Here is a 19189-nt window from a genome sequence, read left to right as displayed (position 1 = left end):
AGCCAGCCTTAGCCAGCCACCGGCGAGCGCCAGTCATCGGAACCGGAAGTGCCCGACACTTCGTGGGTCCAGGTGATTTTTCGGTAGGTGAATTCCACGTCTTCCAGGTGCGTGAAGTGCGAATTCGACGGGTCCTGGCAGTTGTGCATGTAGTCCTTGATGTCGACGATGATGGCGTCTTCAAGTTTGGTGGTGAAGTAATGCTCTTGCGTGCCGGCAGCCGAGGTGCGGAACCACTGGATTTCGATTTCGGTCAGGCGCTCGCCCGAGGTCAGTGCGGCCAGCAGCAGCGGCGAGGACTTGTCGAACACCTTGGTGATCTTCACCGGCTTGTGAACGCGCTGGCCGGTCGGTTGGCCTGATTGCGGGTCGCGAGGGATGATCACTTCGTGGCTAAAACCCTGCACCATGACCTGGTCTTCATGACCTTCCTGATAGGTGTTGCCCACCGAATCCGCGGTGAATGCACCGGCTGTAATCAGACCCTGTTTGGTGCCGGTGATGGACATGTAAGCTGGCGTCGCCATTGATGCTCTCCTTGCTCAAAAATGAGGACTTGAAAGGCGCAAATGCCACTCAAGTGCTGAATGGAGTAACCAAAGATCGTGCCAGCTTTTATCAAGTCATTTAAAAACAAGGCGTTACGCGAAGTAAGGAATTTTGCTGGTTATTTTTTAAACAAAAACCTTTAAAAAGTGCGCAAGAAGTTGCGCAGTACTGTGCAACTTCTTGCGCACTCGTCTACAGCTCACGGTTTATATGTACTGTGGCCATGTATCCACACAGTTATCCACATTTGAGTGCGCAACTTCTTGCGCAGTTGGTGTTTTTTTGAAGTTGGACTTGAGGCCATTTCGAACGTCCGTCAGAGCGCAAATTTGCCCTGTTTTAAAAGGTTGTTACCCTCGCCATTCCTTACTACTGCGTTGTTAACTTAAGGCGCGAAAACGCGAGCAGAAATCAAGCAAAGCGCACTGCACCTCAGCCTTCGCGAAATCATGGACCAACAACCTCAGATCAACTGAGGTGAGGTCAATGCGTACGAACCTATTGCGAACGGCGAGCATTCGGTCTTTACGACATCTGCGCTTTGGTGGGCATGGCTGTACGAACAGCTAAGTTTCCCGCAGCAATACATCCAGGCGCTGGTGGACCACGCGTACGTGAAGATGACCAAACACGATCAGGAGGGACACGCTGAGAAAGGTATCGAGTACCTTGAGGTGGGGGTTTTACACATCGCAGACAACCATAAAAAAACCCATCCGAAGATGGGTTTTTTAATCGTTTGCGGTTTACTTCATCAGCGAAGGCGTCGGGCCTTCAGCCACACCCAGATCGTCTTGCGGCCGGGTTTCTTCCAGCGGGCGACCGCCGGAGGCCAGTTCAACCTGCAGCTTGTCTTCGTCCAGCTCTTTGACCCACTTGGCAACCACCAAAGTGGCCACCGCGTTACCTACGAGGTTGGTGAGGGCGCGGGCTTCGGACATGAAGCGGTCGATACCCAGAATCAGCGCCAGGCCGGCAACCGGCAGGTGGCCCACCGCCGACAAGGTCGCGGCCAGTACGATAAAGCCGCTACCGGTCACGCCCGCAGCGCCTTTGGACGACAGCAGCAGCACCAGCAACAGGGTGATCTGGTGCGTGATGTCCATGTGCGTGTCGGTGGCTTGCGCGATAAACACGGCGGCCATGGTCAGGTAGATCGACGTGCCGTCGAGGTTGAACGAGTAACCGGTCGGGATCACCAGGCCAACCACCGACTTCTTGGCGCCCAGACGTTCCATTTTCACCAGCATGCGTGGCAGCGCGGACTCGGACGAGGACGTGCCCAGTACGATCAGCAGCTCTTCACGGATGTAGCGAATCAGCTTGATCACGCTGAAACCATGAGCGCGCGCGATACCGCCCAATACCACCAGCACGAACAGCACGCAGGTGATGTAGAAGCACAGCATCAATTGGCCCAACTGCACCAGCGAACCCACGCCGTAGGCGCCGATGGTGAACGCCATGGCACCCAGCGCGCCCAGCGGGGCAAGCTTCATGATCATGTTGATGATGTTGAACATCACGTGGGCGAAACGGTCGATGAAGTCCAGGATCGGCTTGCCGTAAGCCCCCAGGCGATGCAGGGCAAAACCGAACAGCACCGAGAACATCAGCACTTGCAGGATGTCACCGTTGGCGAAGGCGCCGACGATGGTGGAGGGGATCACGTTGAGGATGAAGCCCACGATGCTTTGGTCTGCGCCAGCGGTCACATAGGCCGCGACTTTGGAGGCATCCAGCGTGGAGACGTCAATGTGCATGCCGGCGCCCGGCTGCACCACGTTAACCACGACTAGACCGATCAACAGGGCAATGGTCGATACGATTTCGAAGTAGAGCAGTGCATAACCGCCGGTCTTGCCGACCGATTTCATGCTCTGCATCCCGGCGATACCACTCACCACCGTACAGAAAATGATCGGGGCAATGACCATCTTGATCAGTTTGATAAAGCCATCACCCAAGGGTTTGAGCGCTACACCGGTTTCCGGGTAGTAGTGGCCCAGCAAAATGCCGATCGTGATCGCTACGATTACTTGCACATACAGGGATTTGTACAGTGGCTGACGAGTCGTCATTGCAAAGTTCCTCAAGTGCATCACTCGGCCATCATTCCATCTGAGACCGGCAACGCCTAAAGCGCGAACCCTCCTGTACTTGGAGGGATTTGTTGTGTCGAGCTGCTCTGTCGGCAGACCTCTCGCACTTATTGCAAGCCACGGGCCAACGTTGGCAAAACACGCCCAAAGCCCGACGGCACCTAGCCTTGTAGGAAATTACAGACAATTCTTGTAGGACAACTTTGGCGGGTTTCCGCCCATTGACTGTGAACGAGAGGAGGAAATGGCGGATTTCCGCCTGCTTCACACCACCGCGAAGCGTATGCGAAATGCCGCGCCGCCCAAGGAGGAATCATCGAGAGTCAACTGCGCGTCGTAGCTTTCGATGATGTCCTTGACCACCGCCAGGCCGATCCCCTGCCCCGGATGCTGGCGATCAAGACGTTCGCCACGTTGCAGAATGCGCGCCCGCTGATCGGCGGGCACGCCGGGCCCGTCGTCTTCCACGCACACGTCAATCCCTGCCGCCGTACGATGCAGGCTGATGCGCACCTGACTCAAACACAGGCGGTAGGCGTTTTCGAGCAGGTTGCCGAGCAGCTCCAGCAACGCGTTTTGCTCGATCGGCACATGGCTGAGGGGCGCAATGTCCAAACTGACCTTGACCCGCTTGTCGCGGTAGACCTTCTCCAGGGTGTTACACAGGCTTTCAACCACCGGGATCAGCTCGACCTGATGGCGCACCAGGCCACTTTTGCGCAGGCTGGCGCGTTGCAACTGGTAGCTGATTTGCTGGTTCATGCGTTCGATCTGGGTTTGCAGTACCCACGCCTGTTCGCGGTCTTCCGGGCGCTGGGCCATGCTTTCGCTGACGCCCTGCAACACCGCCAGCGGGGTTTTCAGGCTGTGGGCCAGGTCATCCAGCGAGTCGCGGTAGCGGGTGCGCTGTTCACGCTCGCTTTGCAGCAAGCGGTTCAAGGAGCCGGTCAAGCGCAGCAATTCACGCGGGTGCTGCTCGCTGAGGCTGTCGCGCTCGCCGGTTTCGATCTGGTCCAGTTCCTGACTTAAACGTCGCAAGGCACGCAACCCCCACGTCAATCCAATCCATAGCAGCGCCAGCAACACACACAATGCAGCGCCAAATCCCAGGTAAAGATTTTCACGCAGCCCGGCGAGGGTCATGTTGTATTCGCGCATGGGCTGCAACGCCACGAAGCTGAAGGCCGCGCTTTTGCCGCCCAGCAGCTTGACCTCCACGTCATAGACGAAGAACTCTTCGCCGCTGTCCTCACGAATACTTGCGAACTCGTTGCCGCGCCCGTCATAGCGCGGCTTGTAGTTGATGGATTCTTCTTGCGTGGCCCGCGAGCGCCAGACCAGATGGCCCTCGCGGTCATAGATGTAGCCGAGCAGGCGACTGTCCGGCAGGTTGAATTGTTCATCCGGCAACAGGACCGGCATTTTCAGGTGATTCTTTTCGACCCGTGCCGCGGAAATCAGGGTGTTTACATCCGATGCCAAACGCTGCTCGATGGCGCCCTTGAGCGCCAGACTGAATGCCCCTTGCATGGCCGGTAACAGCGCCAGCATGAACAGCACGGCCAGCAAGGTGGCCGCAAGCATCAGTCGAACGCGCAGCGAACGAATCATCGGCAGCGCTCAGTAAACAAATACCCCATGCCGCGCACCGTATCGATTGGCTTAAAGCCGTTTGCCCCCTCCAACTTGCGTCGCAAGCGCCCGACCAGCACCTCGATCACATTCGGATCACGTTCCTCGTCATCCGGGTACAGCTGTTCCATCAGTCGGTCCTTGGCCACCACCTGCTGGTGATGACGCATCAGGTATTCCAGAATCCGGTATTCATAGGCCGTCAGCGCCAGCGGCTCACCCTCCAGCACCGCCTGCTTGCGATTGATGTCGAGCACCAGTTCGCCAGCCACAATGGTGGGCTGGGTAAAACCGCTGGAGCGGCGCAACAAGGCATTCAAACGCGCTTCAAGTTCTTCGAACTGGAACGGCTTGACCACATAGTCGTCAGCGCCCGCTGCCAGCCCTTCGACCTTGTCTTGCCAGTTGCCGCGCGCGGTCAGAATCAGGATCGGGAACGTCTTGCCACGCTGGCGCAACTCACCAATGAGCTCAAGCCCGCCAAGCCCGGGCAGGCCCAAGTCAATCATCGCCAGGTCGTAGTTGAACTGCCCGGCCTGGTACAGCGCTTCTTCAGCATTGGCCACGGCCTCGACCACATGCCCCCCTTCCCTGAGGCGGGTTTGCAAGTGATGGCGCAACAGCGCCTCGTCTTCTACCACCAGCAGTTTCATCGCGCTCTCCCAAGCCTGATCGCGCCTCCATAGGCGTAAAACACGTGGCCACTGTAACGTTACGGCCCTGAACGCACTCTGAACGATAGCCCAACCGCCGCAAGCGACTACCCAGCGCGGCGCGGACCCGGCAAAATGCGCGGCATGACTCGATTCCCTGCCTTGCCCGCCTGCTGTACCCCGTTGCGTGCCGACTGGCCTTTGCCTCAACCGCTGCCGGGCAGCGTCTGGCGCAGTACCGACTTCACGCCTGCGCACTTGCTGGCTGACGACTTTGCCCGCAGCGCAATCGAAATGCCCGCCAGTATTCAACGCTCAGTGGCCAAACGCCAAGCCGAATTTCTGGCCGGACGCCTGTGCGCGCGCGCCGCCTTGCTGCACCTGGATGGCACCTGCGCCACGCCCGCCATCGGTGAAGACCGTGCCCCCGTATGGCCCGCCCACATCGCGGGTGCCATCACCCACAGCAACGGCCGGGCGGGCGCCGTGGTAGCGCTCAAAAGTGAGTGGCAAGGGCTGGGCATCGACCTCGAAAACCTCCTCAGCGACGAGCGCGCCCGGCGTCTGGTCAAAGAAATCCTCACGCCGGCTGAGCAATCGCGCATGGCCGATGGCTGCCCTGAGGATGTGGCGCTGGTCGTCACCCTGACCTTTTCAATCAAGGAGAGCCTGTTCAAGGCGTTGTTCCCCCTCGTAGGCCAACGCTTCTACTTTGAACACGCCGAAGTGCTGAGCTGGTCGAAAGACGGCCACGTGCGCCTGCGTCTGCTTACCGACCTGTCGACCGAGTGGCACCACGGCAAGGAAATCGAAGGGCAGTTTGCCGTGCATGAAGGGCAGCTCTTGAGCCTGGTGGCCATCGCAGCCTGATAAAAAGCCCTGAAGCCATCGCTTCAGGGCTCACTTCATCATTGGGCAACGCCAGGTTGCCTGCACCGCCCCGGTTTATCCTGCAAGGCCCGCCGCTGCTTGCTCAAAACGGGTCAGCTCATCAAACAGCGCCTCTCTGGCCTGTTTGTGGCTGGCAGCCGCTTCCTCCCCCTGCTGGATATAGAGGGCTTCCTCCAGGGTTTCGCTGTGGCTGGCGAGTTGCTCGCGCTTTTTATCGTAATCCTCCCTGACCGCCTTGAAGCGCGCCTCGTATTTGCGCTTGAGGAACCGGCGCCAGAACTTTTCACGGGTGATCGAGTAGTGCAGCGCCGGGCTTCTGTCCAGACTCAACACGTGGGCCTTGGCATCGTTAAGCTTCTGCGGGGTAACCCCGGCTATTTGTTCATGCTGCATGCTGCGGGTTTTAAGGGGCAGACCCAGCTCTTCGGCCAGATAAACCCGGTAATACAGCTGAATTTCAGCGTCGTCGGGATGGGTGCCAGCCTGATAGCGCTCCCGGATGTCCCTGTTCGCAATGTCATCCACCTGACGCAGCCTGAACAGGCTTTTTGCGAACGTCAACAAGTCCGCGGCGATGGTTTGCTCAGTGCTCATGCGCTCGATTTTATGCACCTGCGCAGTCACTTCAAGGTTGCCGAATATCACCATGACACCGTCAGCGCAGGTCGCCACAAAATTGATCTCATGAAAGACCGTCTGGCGCAGCACGGTGGATTCCAGCATCAGGTCAATCAACTCCCACACCCGTTCCTGAAGCGGCTGGCGGGTGGACGACGTTTCGTACTCCCTGGAACCGGTCATGTCCCGGAGGACCCGGAAAAAGTCTTCCGCCACCCGTCCCTCTCGCCTGAGCAAATCCCATTGACGGGTTCTGCGGGCTTTCTCGCCTCTTGCCAGGCCCGGCGGGAACCACATGGCCACCAGCCGTTTATGGTCATGCTCCGGCACCGTCCTGTCGGGCAGGATGATGCCAAAACTCCACCCCGTGCGCTGGTGATACACCTCCAGTTGCTCCATAACCTCAGGAAGTAGTGGATTGCCAGACAAGCGGATACTGCGCGCCACCGTGCTGTCGGCAGGCAGCTCCAAAATGGCCTGTGGAATGTTGAACAGATGATTGAAGTCCATGCGCACCGTTTCGAGGTGCGTCAGGCCAACCAGCCCGGATGGCCATTGCAGGAGCTGGTTGCCACGTAAATGCAGCTCTCGCAGTTCTGTCATGTGGGTGACATCGGGCACGGCAGACGCTCCCTGACGCCACCTGTCAGAACCGATGAGGTTGAAGTTGAGGTTCAATACGCGCAGTGACGTCAATGCGCTCAAGCCTTGAGCACTTTCAGGCGTGAGCACGATACGATTACCGCTCAAGTCGAGGCGTGTCAGCCCCGTCATTTGGGAGACGTGCTGCGGTACGGCTGCCAGCCGATTGTTAGTGATCGCAAGGTGGCGCAAGCCCGTGAAACGGCTCAGGAAATGGCTGGGGTCGTTATACAGCCCCATACCCTCCATAACCAATGATCCGATGTGACTGAAATTCGAGGTGAGCGCCGGTAGGTCTCCAACAGCCAGATTGGACAGGTCCAAGGTGTACCCGATGAACTGGCCGTCGGGTGAATACAGGGCCTCGGTTTCTGTACGCCAGGCACTCAACATCCGCTGCACAGCCTCGTGCCTAGCGGGATTAGGCGCTGCTTGATCGGAGCCGGCCGACACCACGTCCCGGGCCGCCCATGCCTCCAACTGTTGTTTGTGGCTTTCAAACTCCACCCGCCGCTGCTCCACGGCTCTGTAACGGGAGGCTTCGTCATTGCCCAGGCGATTGAGCCAATGGTTGATCTGCTCGCCCGTCAGGCTCGGGTACAGGAGAACGGCTTTGCGTATCAGGTCATTGGGGTGCGCCCCCGCCCCCGTTGGCGGGTACAAGGGGTAAGCAATAATCGAGGTATCCATCCTGATTACCGGTTCGATCCAGGGCTTTTCGGTCTCCAGCCCCAGCAAGGTGCGGATATTCGTCCGGTGGGCCAAGGCCAGGTCGCTGATTTTCGCCCCCAGGGTCTGGCTATCCTCCACGCCCTGCAGGCCGATGGCCGCGCGTTCATCTTCACTGAGCACATGCAAGATGGACGACAGCAAGTTATTGCCCGCTTCGGGCAGTGTATTCAGGGCCGAGCCATCGCTCGAATACGCCAGGTACTGATGCTCCTGCTTGACCAACCGCCGGTAATGGCCCGGTTCGGCTGTACCGATACTGTCGAGCACAGGCCCGTCCGGCGTCTGACTGCGCACTTCAATCGCCACCTGCGCCGGCCAGCCCGGCAAGGCCTGCAACAGATGCAACATGAGTTTTTCACTGTCAGGGGTGGCCGTGGCCTTCAGGTACAACCCTTCATAGGCGCGGGTCAGGCGTACTTCTCTGGCGGTAAGGCGCATTTGTTCTGCCAGTCGAGGCGCAATGTCGCCCTTGTCCAGATACTCGGACTTTTCATGCGCCGTGGCGCGCTGTAGCAGAGTACGGATCACACTCAAAGGCAGCTGAGTCGGATCTTTCTGGATCAGTTGCACGTGCGGGTTGGCGCTTTTCTCTTCTTTTTCGTAAAGCGACTTGAACACGTCCGGCATGCGCGCAAGGGCGTGCTCGCCCAGCTTTTTGCCAAGTGCCAGCATGCGCAGTTCAATCACCGGCTCGTAGTCGCCCAACAGTTGCAGCGTATCGGCCTTATCCAGACGCATGAGCACGGCACGTAACAAGCTGCCATTGCTGGCGTCCTCTCGTGACAACTTGACCCTGGGAGTTGCACTGCTCAAGTCAGCCCCGTATTCGGCCAAGGTATTGCCCTGCTCGTCCACCACTTGCAGCACTTTATCGCGGGGCCACCCCGGCAGACTTTGCAGCAACAGCAACTGGATGTCGGCGCGGGCCGTACGCAGGGAGTAGTGCTCCTGCATGGCATTCACAAAGCGGTGAATCTCTGCCTCGATATCAAAGCGTTTCCAGGTGTCCATCAGCAGGGGGGGAGCCGCACGGTTGTTCACGTGCACATGGCGCAGGGTACCTTCATCGGTATGGCTGACTTGCATGATCTGCTTGCCCACTGAATCTTCAAACGAAAAGGACGTCGCGCGCAGTCGGCGCAGCAGGGTAAGACCCTGCCACTGCAAGGGGTTTTCAGTGCTGACGCGCCATGCACCTTCATAGTTGTGCTCCAGCACTGGCGCATCGACCCCCACGCTGGAGGGGTGCTTGAGTCGCCAGTGGGCGGTGACTTTGTCGTATTCCACTTGAAACACCCAACCGTACAACGGCACGTATTGTTTGCCGTTGAGGTGGTAAAGCCCCAATTCATCGGGTTTAAGGTCGCGGGGAAGACGCAGGTTCTGCCTGTATTGGCTCGCCGAGTTGTCCCAGAGCCGAACCTCCCCGCTCGGCTGGCGCATGGCCGACATGGCATCACCCAATGCGGTGCGAAACCCCTGGCTGTCGGTCGGGTGCTGCATGCCCAGAAGCGTGCGCTCGCGGGGTTGTAGCACCGAGACAATCGCCAGATAAAAACTGTCACTGGTCTCGGGGACCGGAATGACGCTGCTGTTTTTAACGTCGTAGGCCTTGTAAATGCCGTTGCCGTAATGCCGCAGTTCTACAGCATTGTCGTCGGGCCCGGTGCGCACTAGGTACGGGGCGTCATGCTCGGTAATCGCCAGGTAACGGTCCAACTTGTCACTCAGCAGGCCTTTGGCAAACTCGCGTGTCCACTGGTCAATGTCCGGGTTATAGGCCCGGGTGTAATAAATGCCATCGAGCGCCTGATCGATACGTAGCTGGATTTTCAGGCGATCCGCTGCTTCAGAAAACGGAATCGGCTGACGATTGTGCTGCAACGCATCACGGGCCTGATTCCCACTGAACGGGTGCTGCGCCAGCAATTGTTCGAGGCACGCCACCGACAACGACGAGTTCAGCGCATGCAGTTTGGCGATCAAAGCCGACGTTCGGCTGGAAAACGGTGGATACACCCGCGGCAAGAACTTGCGGGCCGGGTTGCGGCTGGCCACCGGGTCAGAGCGCTGATGCCCCTCCAGCACCGTCAGGGCCTGAAACAACAGCGCCCGTTCGGTTTGGGCCAGTTGGGCGATTTGTTCACGCAGCGTGGCAATGCGGCTGGTTTTACTGGCCGTCTGATTGTCGTCACGCCCCAGCACAGAGCCTTCAGGCAGTTGATCCACAATTAGCGTAAACAGTTGCTCGACGCTGGCGGGACCTTGCGTCACATCCTCTCTGGCCACGTAGCGGCCGGTGTCCAGCCGTTTAATGTCAATGCTGTGCGGCTCGACGCCCGGTCGTGGATCGGGCCCATAAGATTCGATCCGCACACCCTGGCGATCAAACACATTCAGGACGGTATCGGCAGGCCAGTGCGGTAACTGGGTGAGCAAGGCGAACACGGCCTGATCGGCATTGGCCGGCATCTCACCGCGCAAAGGCAGGTCATCAATGATCCGGGTGATGTGTTGTTCCACCCTCAACCGACGAACCCCGTCGGCCAATGGCCCCGGCAATGGCCCCCCCTGCCAGACCTGTTCCAGTTGCGCACGCGGGGTGGCGGTGGTGCGCAACATCAACTCGATGTCCTTGATGGCGACTCGCTTCGAATCAAAGGGCAACATGCGTTGCAACAATTGCCCATCACTCAGGTTGCTGACATCGTCCAGCACCACATGCCACATCTGCTTGGCAGGATCGAACTTCACGGGCGGGCGATACGCGTGCGGATCCGGGGAGTTGAGGACGTAGCGCTTGTCTTTCGGGTCGTAGACCACCTCGCCAGCGCGTACGGCATCCCCGTCGTACACCTTGACGTAGAGTTTGTTGTTGATGTCATAAAGGCCCTGAATGTCAGGCGTCAGGCTGTCCAGTGTGCTGGCCTCCACAAGGGAGTACTGGTTCAGGTCTGGTCGCCACAGCGCTGAGCTTGCATCCCCGAGGGTGACTTTTCGCGGTTCCCTTAACCGGCTCCACAATGCATTCATCCGTTTGTCATGCACCCGCCCGCCCACCCCGATCAACCATCCGGTGAGCAGCAGATCAGCCGTGTCGGCCAAGGCACTGGCAAACTCATCGGGCTCCCCGCGGCTGGCCCCGATGACGCCTTTGGCAAAGCTATAGCCAAGCGAACCGAACACCACGATTTGCATCACCCGGGTGAGCCCCGTCACGCCGCCAGGAACCGGGGTCATCAGCAGGCTCAGTAGTTCATTGCCAATGGCCAGCATGGCGTCCTTGAGCGCTTGCCAGTCTGCGGCAGAACGCGAAGACGCCATCAGTGAGAGGTTGGTTTTGTAACGTTTGATCTGGCGCCTGCTCAACACATCGACCAGCTTTCGACGCGGATAGCCAACCGGCTCCACCCTAAACTTCAGGGAGTCGAGTGTCGGCTCCGGAAACGCCAGATGGAAGCCGTCATACAGCTTCCCGGCCAGCCAGCTCAAACCCGGTGGGCGCGGCTCATCACTGAGCAACTGCTGAAATTGGCTCAGGGCAGGCAGGGATAATTGAGCGGCGAACCAGCCCAGGTTCTGCTCGCGATGGGAGCGTTTCAATTGCCGCCTGAAATGCTCTGTGAAGCTCGTGCGTGGCGGGTGATACAACAGCGCGCCGCCGGGCCGGTTCGGAAAGTAGCTGTACACCCCTTTTACATCCTCGAATTCAAGGACAACCAGCGACGTCTCCATGGGATCGTCAAATATCGCACGCGCCGAACGATAGACCGACACCGGGCGCACATTGCACGCATGGGGGTCATTGAACACCTTGAGCAAGCGTTGGTAGTCCTGGCGTTTGATGCCACTGACGGCGGCGTTGCGATACGCCTCCAGCAGGTCAAACTCAAAGCTGGCTCGGGTGGCTTTACCAATCAGCTTGTTCAGGATGCCGTCAGGGGCCGTCGCCTGAACCAGGTCCTGGGCCAGTGCGCCCCCCATGTCCAGCCTTCGAACGATGGCGATAAACCCCCGCACATCCATCGCTTTACTGGCCGGGCCATAGTGAATGAAGCTGGCTTCAACGAAACTGAACGGTTTGAGGAAGATAGAGTCGGTGCTGAAGCCAAAATTGGCGCATGCAGCCTCCCACAACGTCATGGAGCGCACGTGTTCGACGGTTTTTGACTCATCCAGCGCCCGTCGCAGCCTGACCGGCTTTTCTTCGCCATTGGCCCTTGGGTTGAACCACTCGCTCAACAGATCCAGCGGTGTACGGCCTTCCTTGAACTCAAGATAACGGGTGTAAATACGGGTTTGCTCAGGATCAACGTCCTCCCCCGTCAAGGCTTCCAGCTCCTGCTTGAGCCGGGTCAAGTGCGTGGCTTTGAAGGCTTCCCTGAACCGTGTGGTTTCTGTTTCGGCTTCTTTCATGCTGCTCTGGGCCGCGCGCTGCAAGTCGATGTAGCGCTTGATCAGGTCATTGTCGAAGTCGGCAAATCGGGCACGCATGTTGGCCGCCATAAAGGCCAGCGCCTCCTGCTGGGCAATCAGCTTGGCCGTTAGCAGGGCCGGTGGGCGCTGCGGTCCATCTGAAGAGAGGGTCATGTCAAGTCATCCAGTGAAGGGAAAAAAACACCCTAAACAGGAACAATCCGGCAAATGCGGTAGTTATTTATCCATGGCTAACGGAGCGAAGGCACCACACCGCAGTCACCGCAGCGGTCTCAGGCGTCAATCCCCTGCTCAAAAAGGCCCTGATGCACACGCTTCAGGGCCTGAAAGACAGCGTGCAGACAACCTTGCAACCGCTTAGAAGAGGTTAACCTCAACCCCGGCGGTCGCCGCTTGCTCTTGCCGGGTCAGCGCCTCATACAAGGCTTCGATCGCCTGATCCTTATGGGTCACGGCCTCCTGCCCCAACCTTTCGTATTCGGTTGCGCCCAACGTTTCACTCTGCTCGGCCAGCGAGTCGTAGGTGGTTTTAAATTCATCTTCGATGGCCTGAAAACGATCCGCATAGACGCGCTGCAAAAAATCACGCCAAAATTTTTCTGAGGTGATGGAGTACTGCAACTCAGGCGTATCGTCCATGTTCAAGACGCGAGTTTTAAGCTGATTAAGCTGTGCGTGAGTCACCGCAGCAATCACAGTAAAGTGCATGCTTCGGGTTTGTATGGGCAGTTTGAGGTCCTGAGCAAGATTAATGCGGTAAAACAGCTGTATCTGCGCATCATCCGGTTGCCCGCCCGCCCGGTAGCGTTCGGCAATATCCTCATTGGCGGCCTGATCGACTTGGCGCAGGCGAAACATGCTTTTAGCCAGTGTCAGCAAGTAAGCAGCCGTTTGCGTTTGCGAGTCGAACTGATGCGCTTTGTGCACAAGCGTAAACACTTCAAGGTTATCGAAGATGAGCATGACCCCATCCGCGCACGTACGGACGTGGTTAATTTCATGAAAAATTCCCGTCCTTACATCCGTTGATTCAAGCATCTGTGTGATCAACGCCCAGACACGTTCCTTGAGCGCGCGTTGGGTGACCTCCCCTGTGTAGTCCTTGGCGCTGGTCATGTCGTTGAGCAGCCCGAGAAACTCTTCAGCCACCTGCCCTTCACGCTTGAGCAAATCCCATTGCGCGGTTCTGTTCGCTATTTCACTTTCCGATAAGTCTTCGCTGAGCCAGGCCTCCAGCTCACGCACTGCGGGCTCAGGCAATGCGAGATGTTCACGCTGAACGTATACCCCCATATTCAGGCCTGTGCGCTGCTGATAAGCGCTCAGCCGATTCAGGCTCTCGGCACTCAACGGGTTGTCATGCAGCACCACATTGCGATTGACAGGGCTGTCATCGGGCCCCTCGAACACCGCCTGCGGGATGGTTGTTATGTAATTGTTGCTCAGGTCGGCACGCTCGATATGAGTCAGCCCGAGTAAGCCAACGGGCCAGGTAGAAATCATTGAATGCCTAAGGTAGAGCCCTCGAAGGTCTGTCATCAGGGTGACATCGGGCGCAAGCCCCAGCAGGTTATATTTGAGATTGAGTAGTTTCAGCAGCCTGAGGTTGCGCAGCCGTTGCACAGTTTCCGTCGTAAGAACGATGTGATTATTGTTTAAAACAAGGCGCGTCAAGCCTGTCATTCTCAAGACCGAAGCGGGGATGACGGGCAGCAAGTTGTTGGCCATCGAGAGCCAGCGCAGGTTGGTAAAACAGTTCAGGAACTCAGACGAACCGCTGTACAGCGACATGTTGTCCATCACCAACGATCCTATGTGGCTGAAATCACCCACCAACGCAGGAAGATCCCCGGCCACCAAGTCCGATAAATCCAGTTTATGGCCAATAAAATGACCGTCATGGGCGTAAATCCTGGGGGTTTCTTTGCGCCATGCGCTCAATATTCGTTGAGCAATCTGGCGCCGAGCATCTCGTGAAACCGGCAACACATACCCCTCAGACACGGAGCGAAATAACAGGTGTGTCCACACGTCCAACTGCCGCTTCATGGTTTCGTACTCGACCCGCAGCCTGTCGAGCTCAATCAGCCGGCTCGCTTCATTGCTTGCCAAGGTATTCAAAAACACGTTGATCTCATCCGCTGTCAGGCTCGGATACAGCCTGACAGCCTTCGCGATAAGGGTGTTTGAATGGATGCCCCCTCCACGTCGCGTAAACAACGGGTAGGCCGTGATCGACACATCCAGCGCCATCGGTGGTACGCGCCAGGGTTTATCGCTGTCGAGCCCCAACAGCCTTTTAATCCTCGCCCGATCCGCAAACGCCCGTTCACTGATTTTCGCCGCCAGCGTTCGGCTGTCCTCGACATCCTGAATACCCAGGGCATTGCGTTCGTCCTCGGTCAACAGGTGCAAGATTGAAGACAGCAGGTTGTTACCCGTTTCAGGCAGGGTATTGAGCGCCTGGCCATCGCTCTCGTAGGCGAGGTATTGATGCTCATACTTAACCAGTAAACGGCGAGCGCCTGCCTGGGCGCTGCCGATACTGTCGAGCACATCGCCCTCTAAGGTATTGCTTCGCACCTCGATCGCCACCTGTGCCGGCCAGCCTGGCAAGGCCTGCAGCATATGTAACGTAAGCTTTTCGCTGTCCGGTGTGGCTACCGCATCCAGAAACAACCCTTCGTAGGCACGTGCCAGGCGCACTTCCCGAGCTGACCAGGGGATCTGTTCAGACACGCGGGGAGGAATGAGCTGATGGTCTAGATAGTGGGCTTTTTCGTGACTTGTCGTGTGGCGCAAGAGGCTTTTTATGACGCTGACCGGCAGCTTGACCGGTTGTTTTTTAATCAATTGAACATACGGGTCACTGCTCAATTCTTCTTTTTCATAGAGCGACTTGAACAGGTCCGCCTTACGGCCCAACGCATGCGCGGCGATCCGTTTGCCCAGGCTCAGCATGCGTTGCTCAATGACCGGGTCATAGTGGCCTAAAAGCGCCACTGTATCGTCCCTGTCCAGGCGCATGAGCAGCGCGCGCAACAGGCTGCCATTGCTGGCGTCTTCACGGGAGATTCGGACCCTGGGCACCTCACGGCTTAAATTGGCACCGTACTCGGCAAGGGTATTGCCCTGCGTATCCACCACGCGCAGCACCTTATCGCGAGGCCAGCCCGGCAAGCTTTGCAACAGCAGTAACTGAATGTCCGCACGGGCTGTACGCAAGGCATAGTGTTCCTGCATGGAATTCACAAATTGCTTGATTTCAGCTTCGATATTAAAACGCTTCCAGGTGTCCATTAGCACGGCAGGTGCAGGCCGGTTATTCAGGTGCACCTGACGTAACACAGCGGCGTCCGTCTGGCTGATCTGCATGACCTGTTTGCCTGCCTCATCGTCAAACGAAACAGGCACCGTTCGCAGTCGACGCAGCAAGGTAAGGCTGTCCCACTCCAATGGGTTTTCGGTGGTGAGCCGCCACGCCCCCTCATGGTTATGCTCCAGAGCCGGCCCATCGACACCGACGTTGCGGGGGTGTTTCAAGCGCCACTGGTGACGGTCCCTCACCCATTCAACCTGGAAAACGGCGCCGTGCAGTGGCACGTATTTTCCCCCGTTCAATTCATACAAGCCCAACTCATCCGGCATCGCACCCTGCGGCAGACGAACGTCCTGGACGAATTGGCCGGGGGCGTTTTCCCAGAGCCTGACCTCGCCATTGGGCTGACGCATGGCCGACATCATGTCCCCCAAGGTTTTACGCAGGCCCGCGGCATCGGTCGCCGTCTGCATGCCCAAGGGAATACGCTCATGGATTTGCAGGATCGAGCCAATCGCCAGATAAAAGCTGTCAGCGGAACGCGCAACCGGCACCACGATATCGGTACGGAAATCGTAAGCCTGATAAATGCCGTTTCCGTAATGACGTAACACCACAGCACTGTCGTCAGGGCCGCTGGGGACATAAGGCGTTATGTTGAGGGGATCAGCATATTCAGTGACGACCAGCGCACGATCCAGCTTCTCGCTCAGCAACCCTCGGGCAAACTCACGTGTCCACTGATCGGTATCGGGGCTGAAACTGCGCGTGTGATAGATGCCATCCAGCGTGAGATCAATGCGCAACTGAATGTTCAGGCGATCGGCCGCCTGCGAAAAAGCAATGGGTTGACGGTCATGTTCCAGTGCTTGCGATACCTGATGGGCCGTGAAAGGAAATTCCACCAGCAATTGCTCCAGGCACTCGACGGATAACGGCGGGTTGAGTGCATGCAACTTGGCAATCAAGGGCGTTGTGGTGGCGGACAAGGGCGGATACACCAACGGGAGGAACTTGCGGGCCGGGCTGCGATTGGCCAGCGCGTCAACCCGTTGACGGCCTTCCAGGGCCGTTAAGGCCTGAAACAACAGCGTGCTGTCGGTTTTTGCCAACCCTGCAATTTGCTCGCGAATCGAGGCAATTCGGCTCGTCTTGCTCGCTGCGGGTCGTCCTTCACGCCCCAGCACGGACGACTCGGGTAGCTGATCGACAATCAAGGTAAACAACTGCTCAACGCCCGCAGCGCCTTGGGTCACATCGTCCCTGGCGACATAGCGGCCATAGTCCAGCCGTTTGATTTCAATCGGTCGTTGATCCACTCCAGGTTGGGGATCCTTCCCGTATGACTCCACCTTCACTGCAGACTGGTCGTAGACATCCAGTACGGTATCGGCGGGCCAGTTGGGCAACTGCGTGAGCAAGGCGAACACAGCGGAATCGGCATTGGCGGGCATTTCTCCACGCAAGGGTACGTCAGCAATGATCTGCTTGATCATCTGCTCTACCCGCAACCGCCGAACCCCGTCAGCCAGCGCCCCCGGTATGGGATGCCCCTGCCACGTATGTTCCAGTTGCCCGCGTGTTGTCGCTGTAATGCGCAACATCAACGCGATGTCGTTCAGTGCCACGCGTGAGGCATCGAAAGGCAGCATGCGTTGTACCAACTGCGGGTCACTCAAGTGGTCGATATCATCCAGCGCCAGTCGCCACACCTGATACGCCACATCAAACTTCACCACAGGCCGATAGGCAGTAGCACTCTGGGTGTTCATGACATAGTGCTTGCTCTGGACGTCGTACATGATTTCGACAGCGCGATGCACTTCGCCGTCGTAGACCTTGGCGTATAACGCGTCATTGATTTCATAAATGCCTTGCACGGTGGGCGTCAAACTGTCGAGCGTGCTGGCATCGAGCTGCGAATACTGATTCAGACCTGGCCGCCACAAATGGGTCTTGCCATCGGCAAACACGACCTTGCGCGGACGCCCCAGTTGATTCCAGAGCGTACTCATGCGCGCACGATGAATCTTGCTGCCTACGCCGATCAACCAACCGCTGAGCAGCATATCGGCCGTATCGGCCAATGCAGCGGCGAACTCATTGGTCACACCTTTGCTGGCCTCCAAAAAGCCTTTGGCAATGCCATAACCCAAGGAACCGAAGACTGCGAACTGCATCACCCGGATCAGGCCTGTCACCCCTCCAGGCACCGGCGTCGTCAGCAAGCTCAAGATTTCTTGCCCGATGGCCAGCATCGCTTCCTTCAACGCCTGCCAATCGCTTTCGGAACGGGTTGTGGCCAACAGACTCAGGTCTGAATTGAAGCGGTACTCGGGGTAAAGGCTCAGCATGTCGGTCAAGGAAGGATCTTTGTACGGCGCTGGCTCTTCATAAATGGTCATATTGTCCAGAGACGACTCGGGAAACGCGGCATGAAAACCGTCATACAACACACCTGCCATCCAGCTCAGACCGCGCGGTCGGGGTTGACCGTTAAGCACGTTTTGAAAGTGACGAAGCCGCGACAAGGGTAATTGCGAAGCAAACCATCCTAACTGGCCATCGCGATGAGACTGCTTGAGCTGCGCACGAAAATGATCAGCGTAGTCCTGGACTTGCGCGTGATACTGAAGCGCACTTCCCGGCCTGTTCGGGCAGTAGGTGTACCCGCCCTGCGAACCCGGAAAATGCAGGAACAACAGAGGGATCGGTATGTGATCGGCGATTGGGTGAACAGAACGGGCCATCGTCAGCGAGTGCGCGTGGTATTTGCCCTCGCCATTAAAAGCCTTGAGAACCTGCTCATACCCCGCTTGGGTGACACCGCTGACCGCCGAGTTTCGATAAGCCTCCAACAGGTCAAATGCAAAACAAGCCTTGGCGGAGGCCGAAATCATGGTTTTCAAGGGGCCATCAGGGGCCATGGCCTGCAAGAGACTGCGCGAAAGGGAGGTCCCAAAATCCAGACGTCGAACGATAGAAATGAACGCCCTGACATCCACCGCCTTGTTCGTCTGCCCATATCGGATAAAGCTCGCCTCCACAAAACTGAAAGGCTTGAGGAAGATCGAGTCAGTGGTGAAACCGAAGTTCGCACACGCAGCGTCCCACAGGCTGATGGAATACACGTGGTCAACGTACTTGGACTCATCCAGCGCACGGTCGGCTCTAACTGTTTGCCCCGCAGCGACAGGTTCTGGATTGATCCATCCGCTCAGTACATCCAGCGGTGTGCGCTGCTCCTTGAATTCACGATAACGGGTGTAGAGCCAGGCGCGTTCAGGGTCAATATCATCCCCGGTCAGGTCTTTCAGCTCGCGCTTGAGTAACGACAGGTGAGTGGTTTTAAAGGTTTCTCGAAAGCGCAGGCTTTCGTTCTCAAGGGCTTGCACGCTTGCCAGTGCCTGGCGCTGTAAATCGACGTATTTTTTTATCAGGGCATCATCAAAACCCGAAAAGTTAGCCTTCATGTTGGCGGTCATAAACGTGAAAGCGTCGTGCTGCGCCCATTGCCTGGCTGATAACAGCACGGGCGCACGATCTGGGTGGTTGAGAGAAAAATCGGTCATGGGCCATGTTCCTGAGGCTAAAGGCAACACCCTAAACAGGAA

General features: G+C 57.6%; 7 protein-coding genes. 1 reads left to right on the top strand and 6 read right to left on the bottom strand.

All coding sequences use genetic code 11. The features are described from left to right. Positions 1-8: 8 nt before the first annotated feature. From V6F78_RS17685 to V6F78_RS17670, 4 genes are all read right to left on the bottom strand, one after another. Positions 9-527 carry an Hcp family type VI secretion system effector gene (locus V6F78_RS17685; protein ID WP_047274249.1) on the bottom strand — a complete coding sequence of 173 codons (519 nt, stop codon included), beginning with the start codon at positions 525-527 and terminating at the stop codon, positions 9-11. Between the two features lie 768 nt (positions 528-1295). Then, positions 1296-2630, bottom strand: a complete 1335-nt coding sequence (locus tag V6F78_RS17680; RefSeq protein WP_048374730.1) for a dicarboxylate/amino acid:cation symporter — start codon at positions 2628-2630, stop codon at positions 1296-1298. A 285-nt stretch (positions 2631-2915) separates the two neighbouring features. Then, on the bottom strand, positions 2916-4262 hold the full coding sequence (locus V6F78_RS17675) for an ATP-binding protein (RefSeq protein ID WP_047292608.1): 1347 nt from the start codon (positions 4260-4262) through the stop codon (positions 2916-2918). Beyond that, the gene (locus V6F78_RS17670; RefSeq protein WP_047274242.1) at positions 4259-4936 is read right to left on the bottom strand and encodes a response regulator; all 678 of its coding nucleotides are present in this window, start codon (positions 4934-4936) and stop codon (positions 4259-4261) included. Before V6F78_RS17670 ends, V6F78_RS17675 begins: the two co-directional genes overlap by 4 nt. Before the next feature lie 144 nt (positions 4937-5080). Here V6F78_RS17670 and V6F78_RS17665 point away from each other — a divergent pair, with 144 nt between their 5' ends. Continuing rightward, on the top strand, positions 5081-5806 hold the full coding sequence (locus tag V6F78_RS17665) for a 4'-phosphopantetheinyl transferase family protein (RefSeq protein ID WP_047292633.1): 726 nt from the start codon (positions 5081-5083) through the stop codon (positions 5804-5806). 75 nt (positions 5807-5881) lie between these two features. On the opposite strand, the gene V6F78_RS17660 is transcribed toward V6F78_RS17665, so the two are convergent. Next, complete coding sequence (locus tag V6F78_RS17660) at positions 5882-12409, bottom strand: NEL-type E3 ubiquitin ligase domain-containing protein (RefSeq protein WP_332727970.1); 6528 nt, start codon at positions 12407-12409, stop codon at positions 5882-5884. Between the two features lie 204 nt (positions 12410-12613). Then, entirely contained in the window at positions 12614-19147 is a 6534-nt protein-coding gene (locus V6F78_RS17655) for an NEL-type E3 ubiquitin ligase domain-containing protein (protein ID WP_332727969.1), read from the bottom strand. Positions 19148-19189 lie beyond the last annotated feature (42 nt).

Origin of the sequence: Pseudomonas sp. ESBL9 (assembly GCF_036668715.1) — a bacterium.
Taxonomy (GTDB): domain Bacteria; phylum Pseudomonadota; class Gammaproteobacteria; order Pseudomonadales; family Pseudomonadaceae; genus Aquipseudomonas; species Aquipseudomonas lundensis.
The sequence above is the reverse complement of the archived record's forward strand: the minus strand, read 5'-3'. Positions and strand labels throughout refer to the sequence as shown.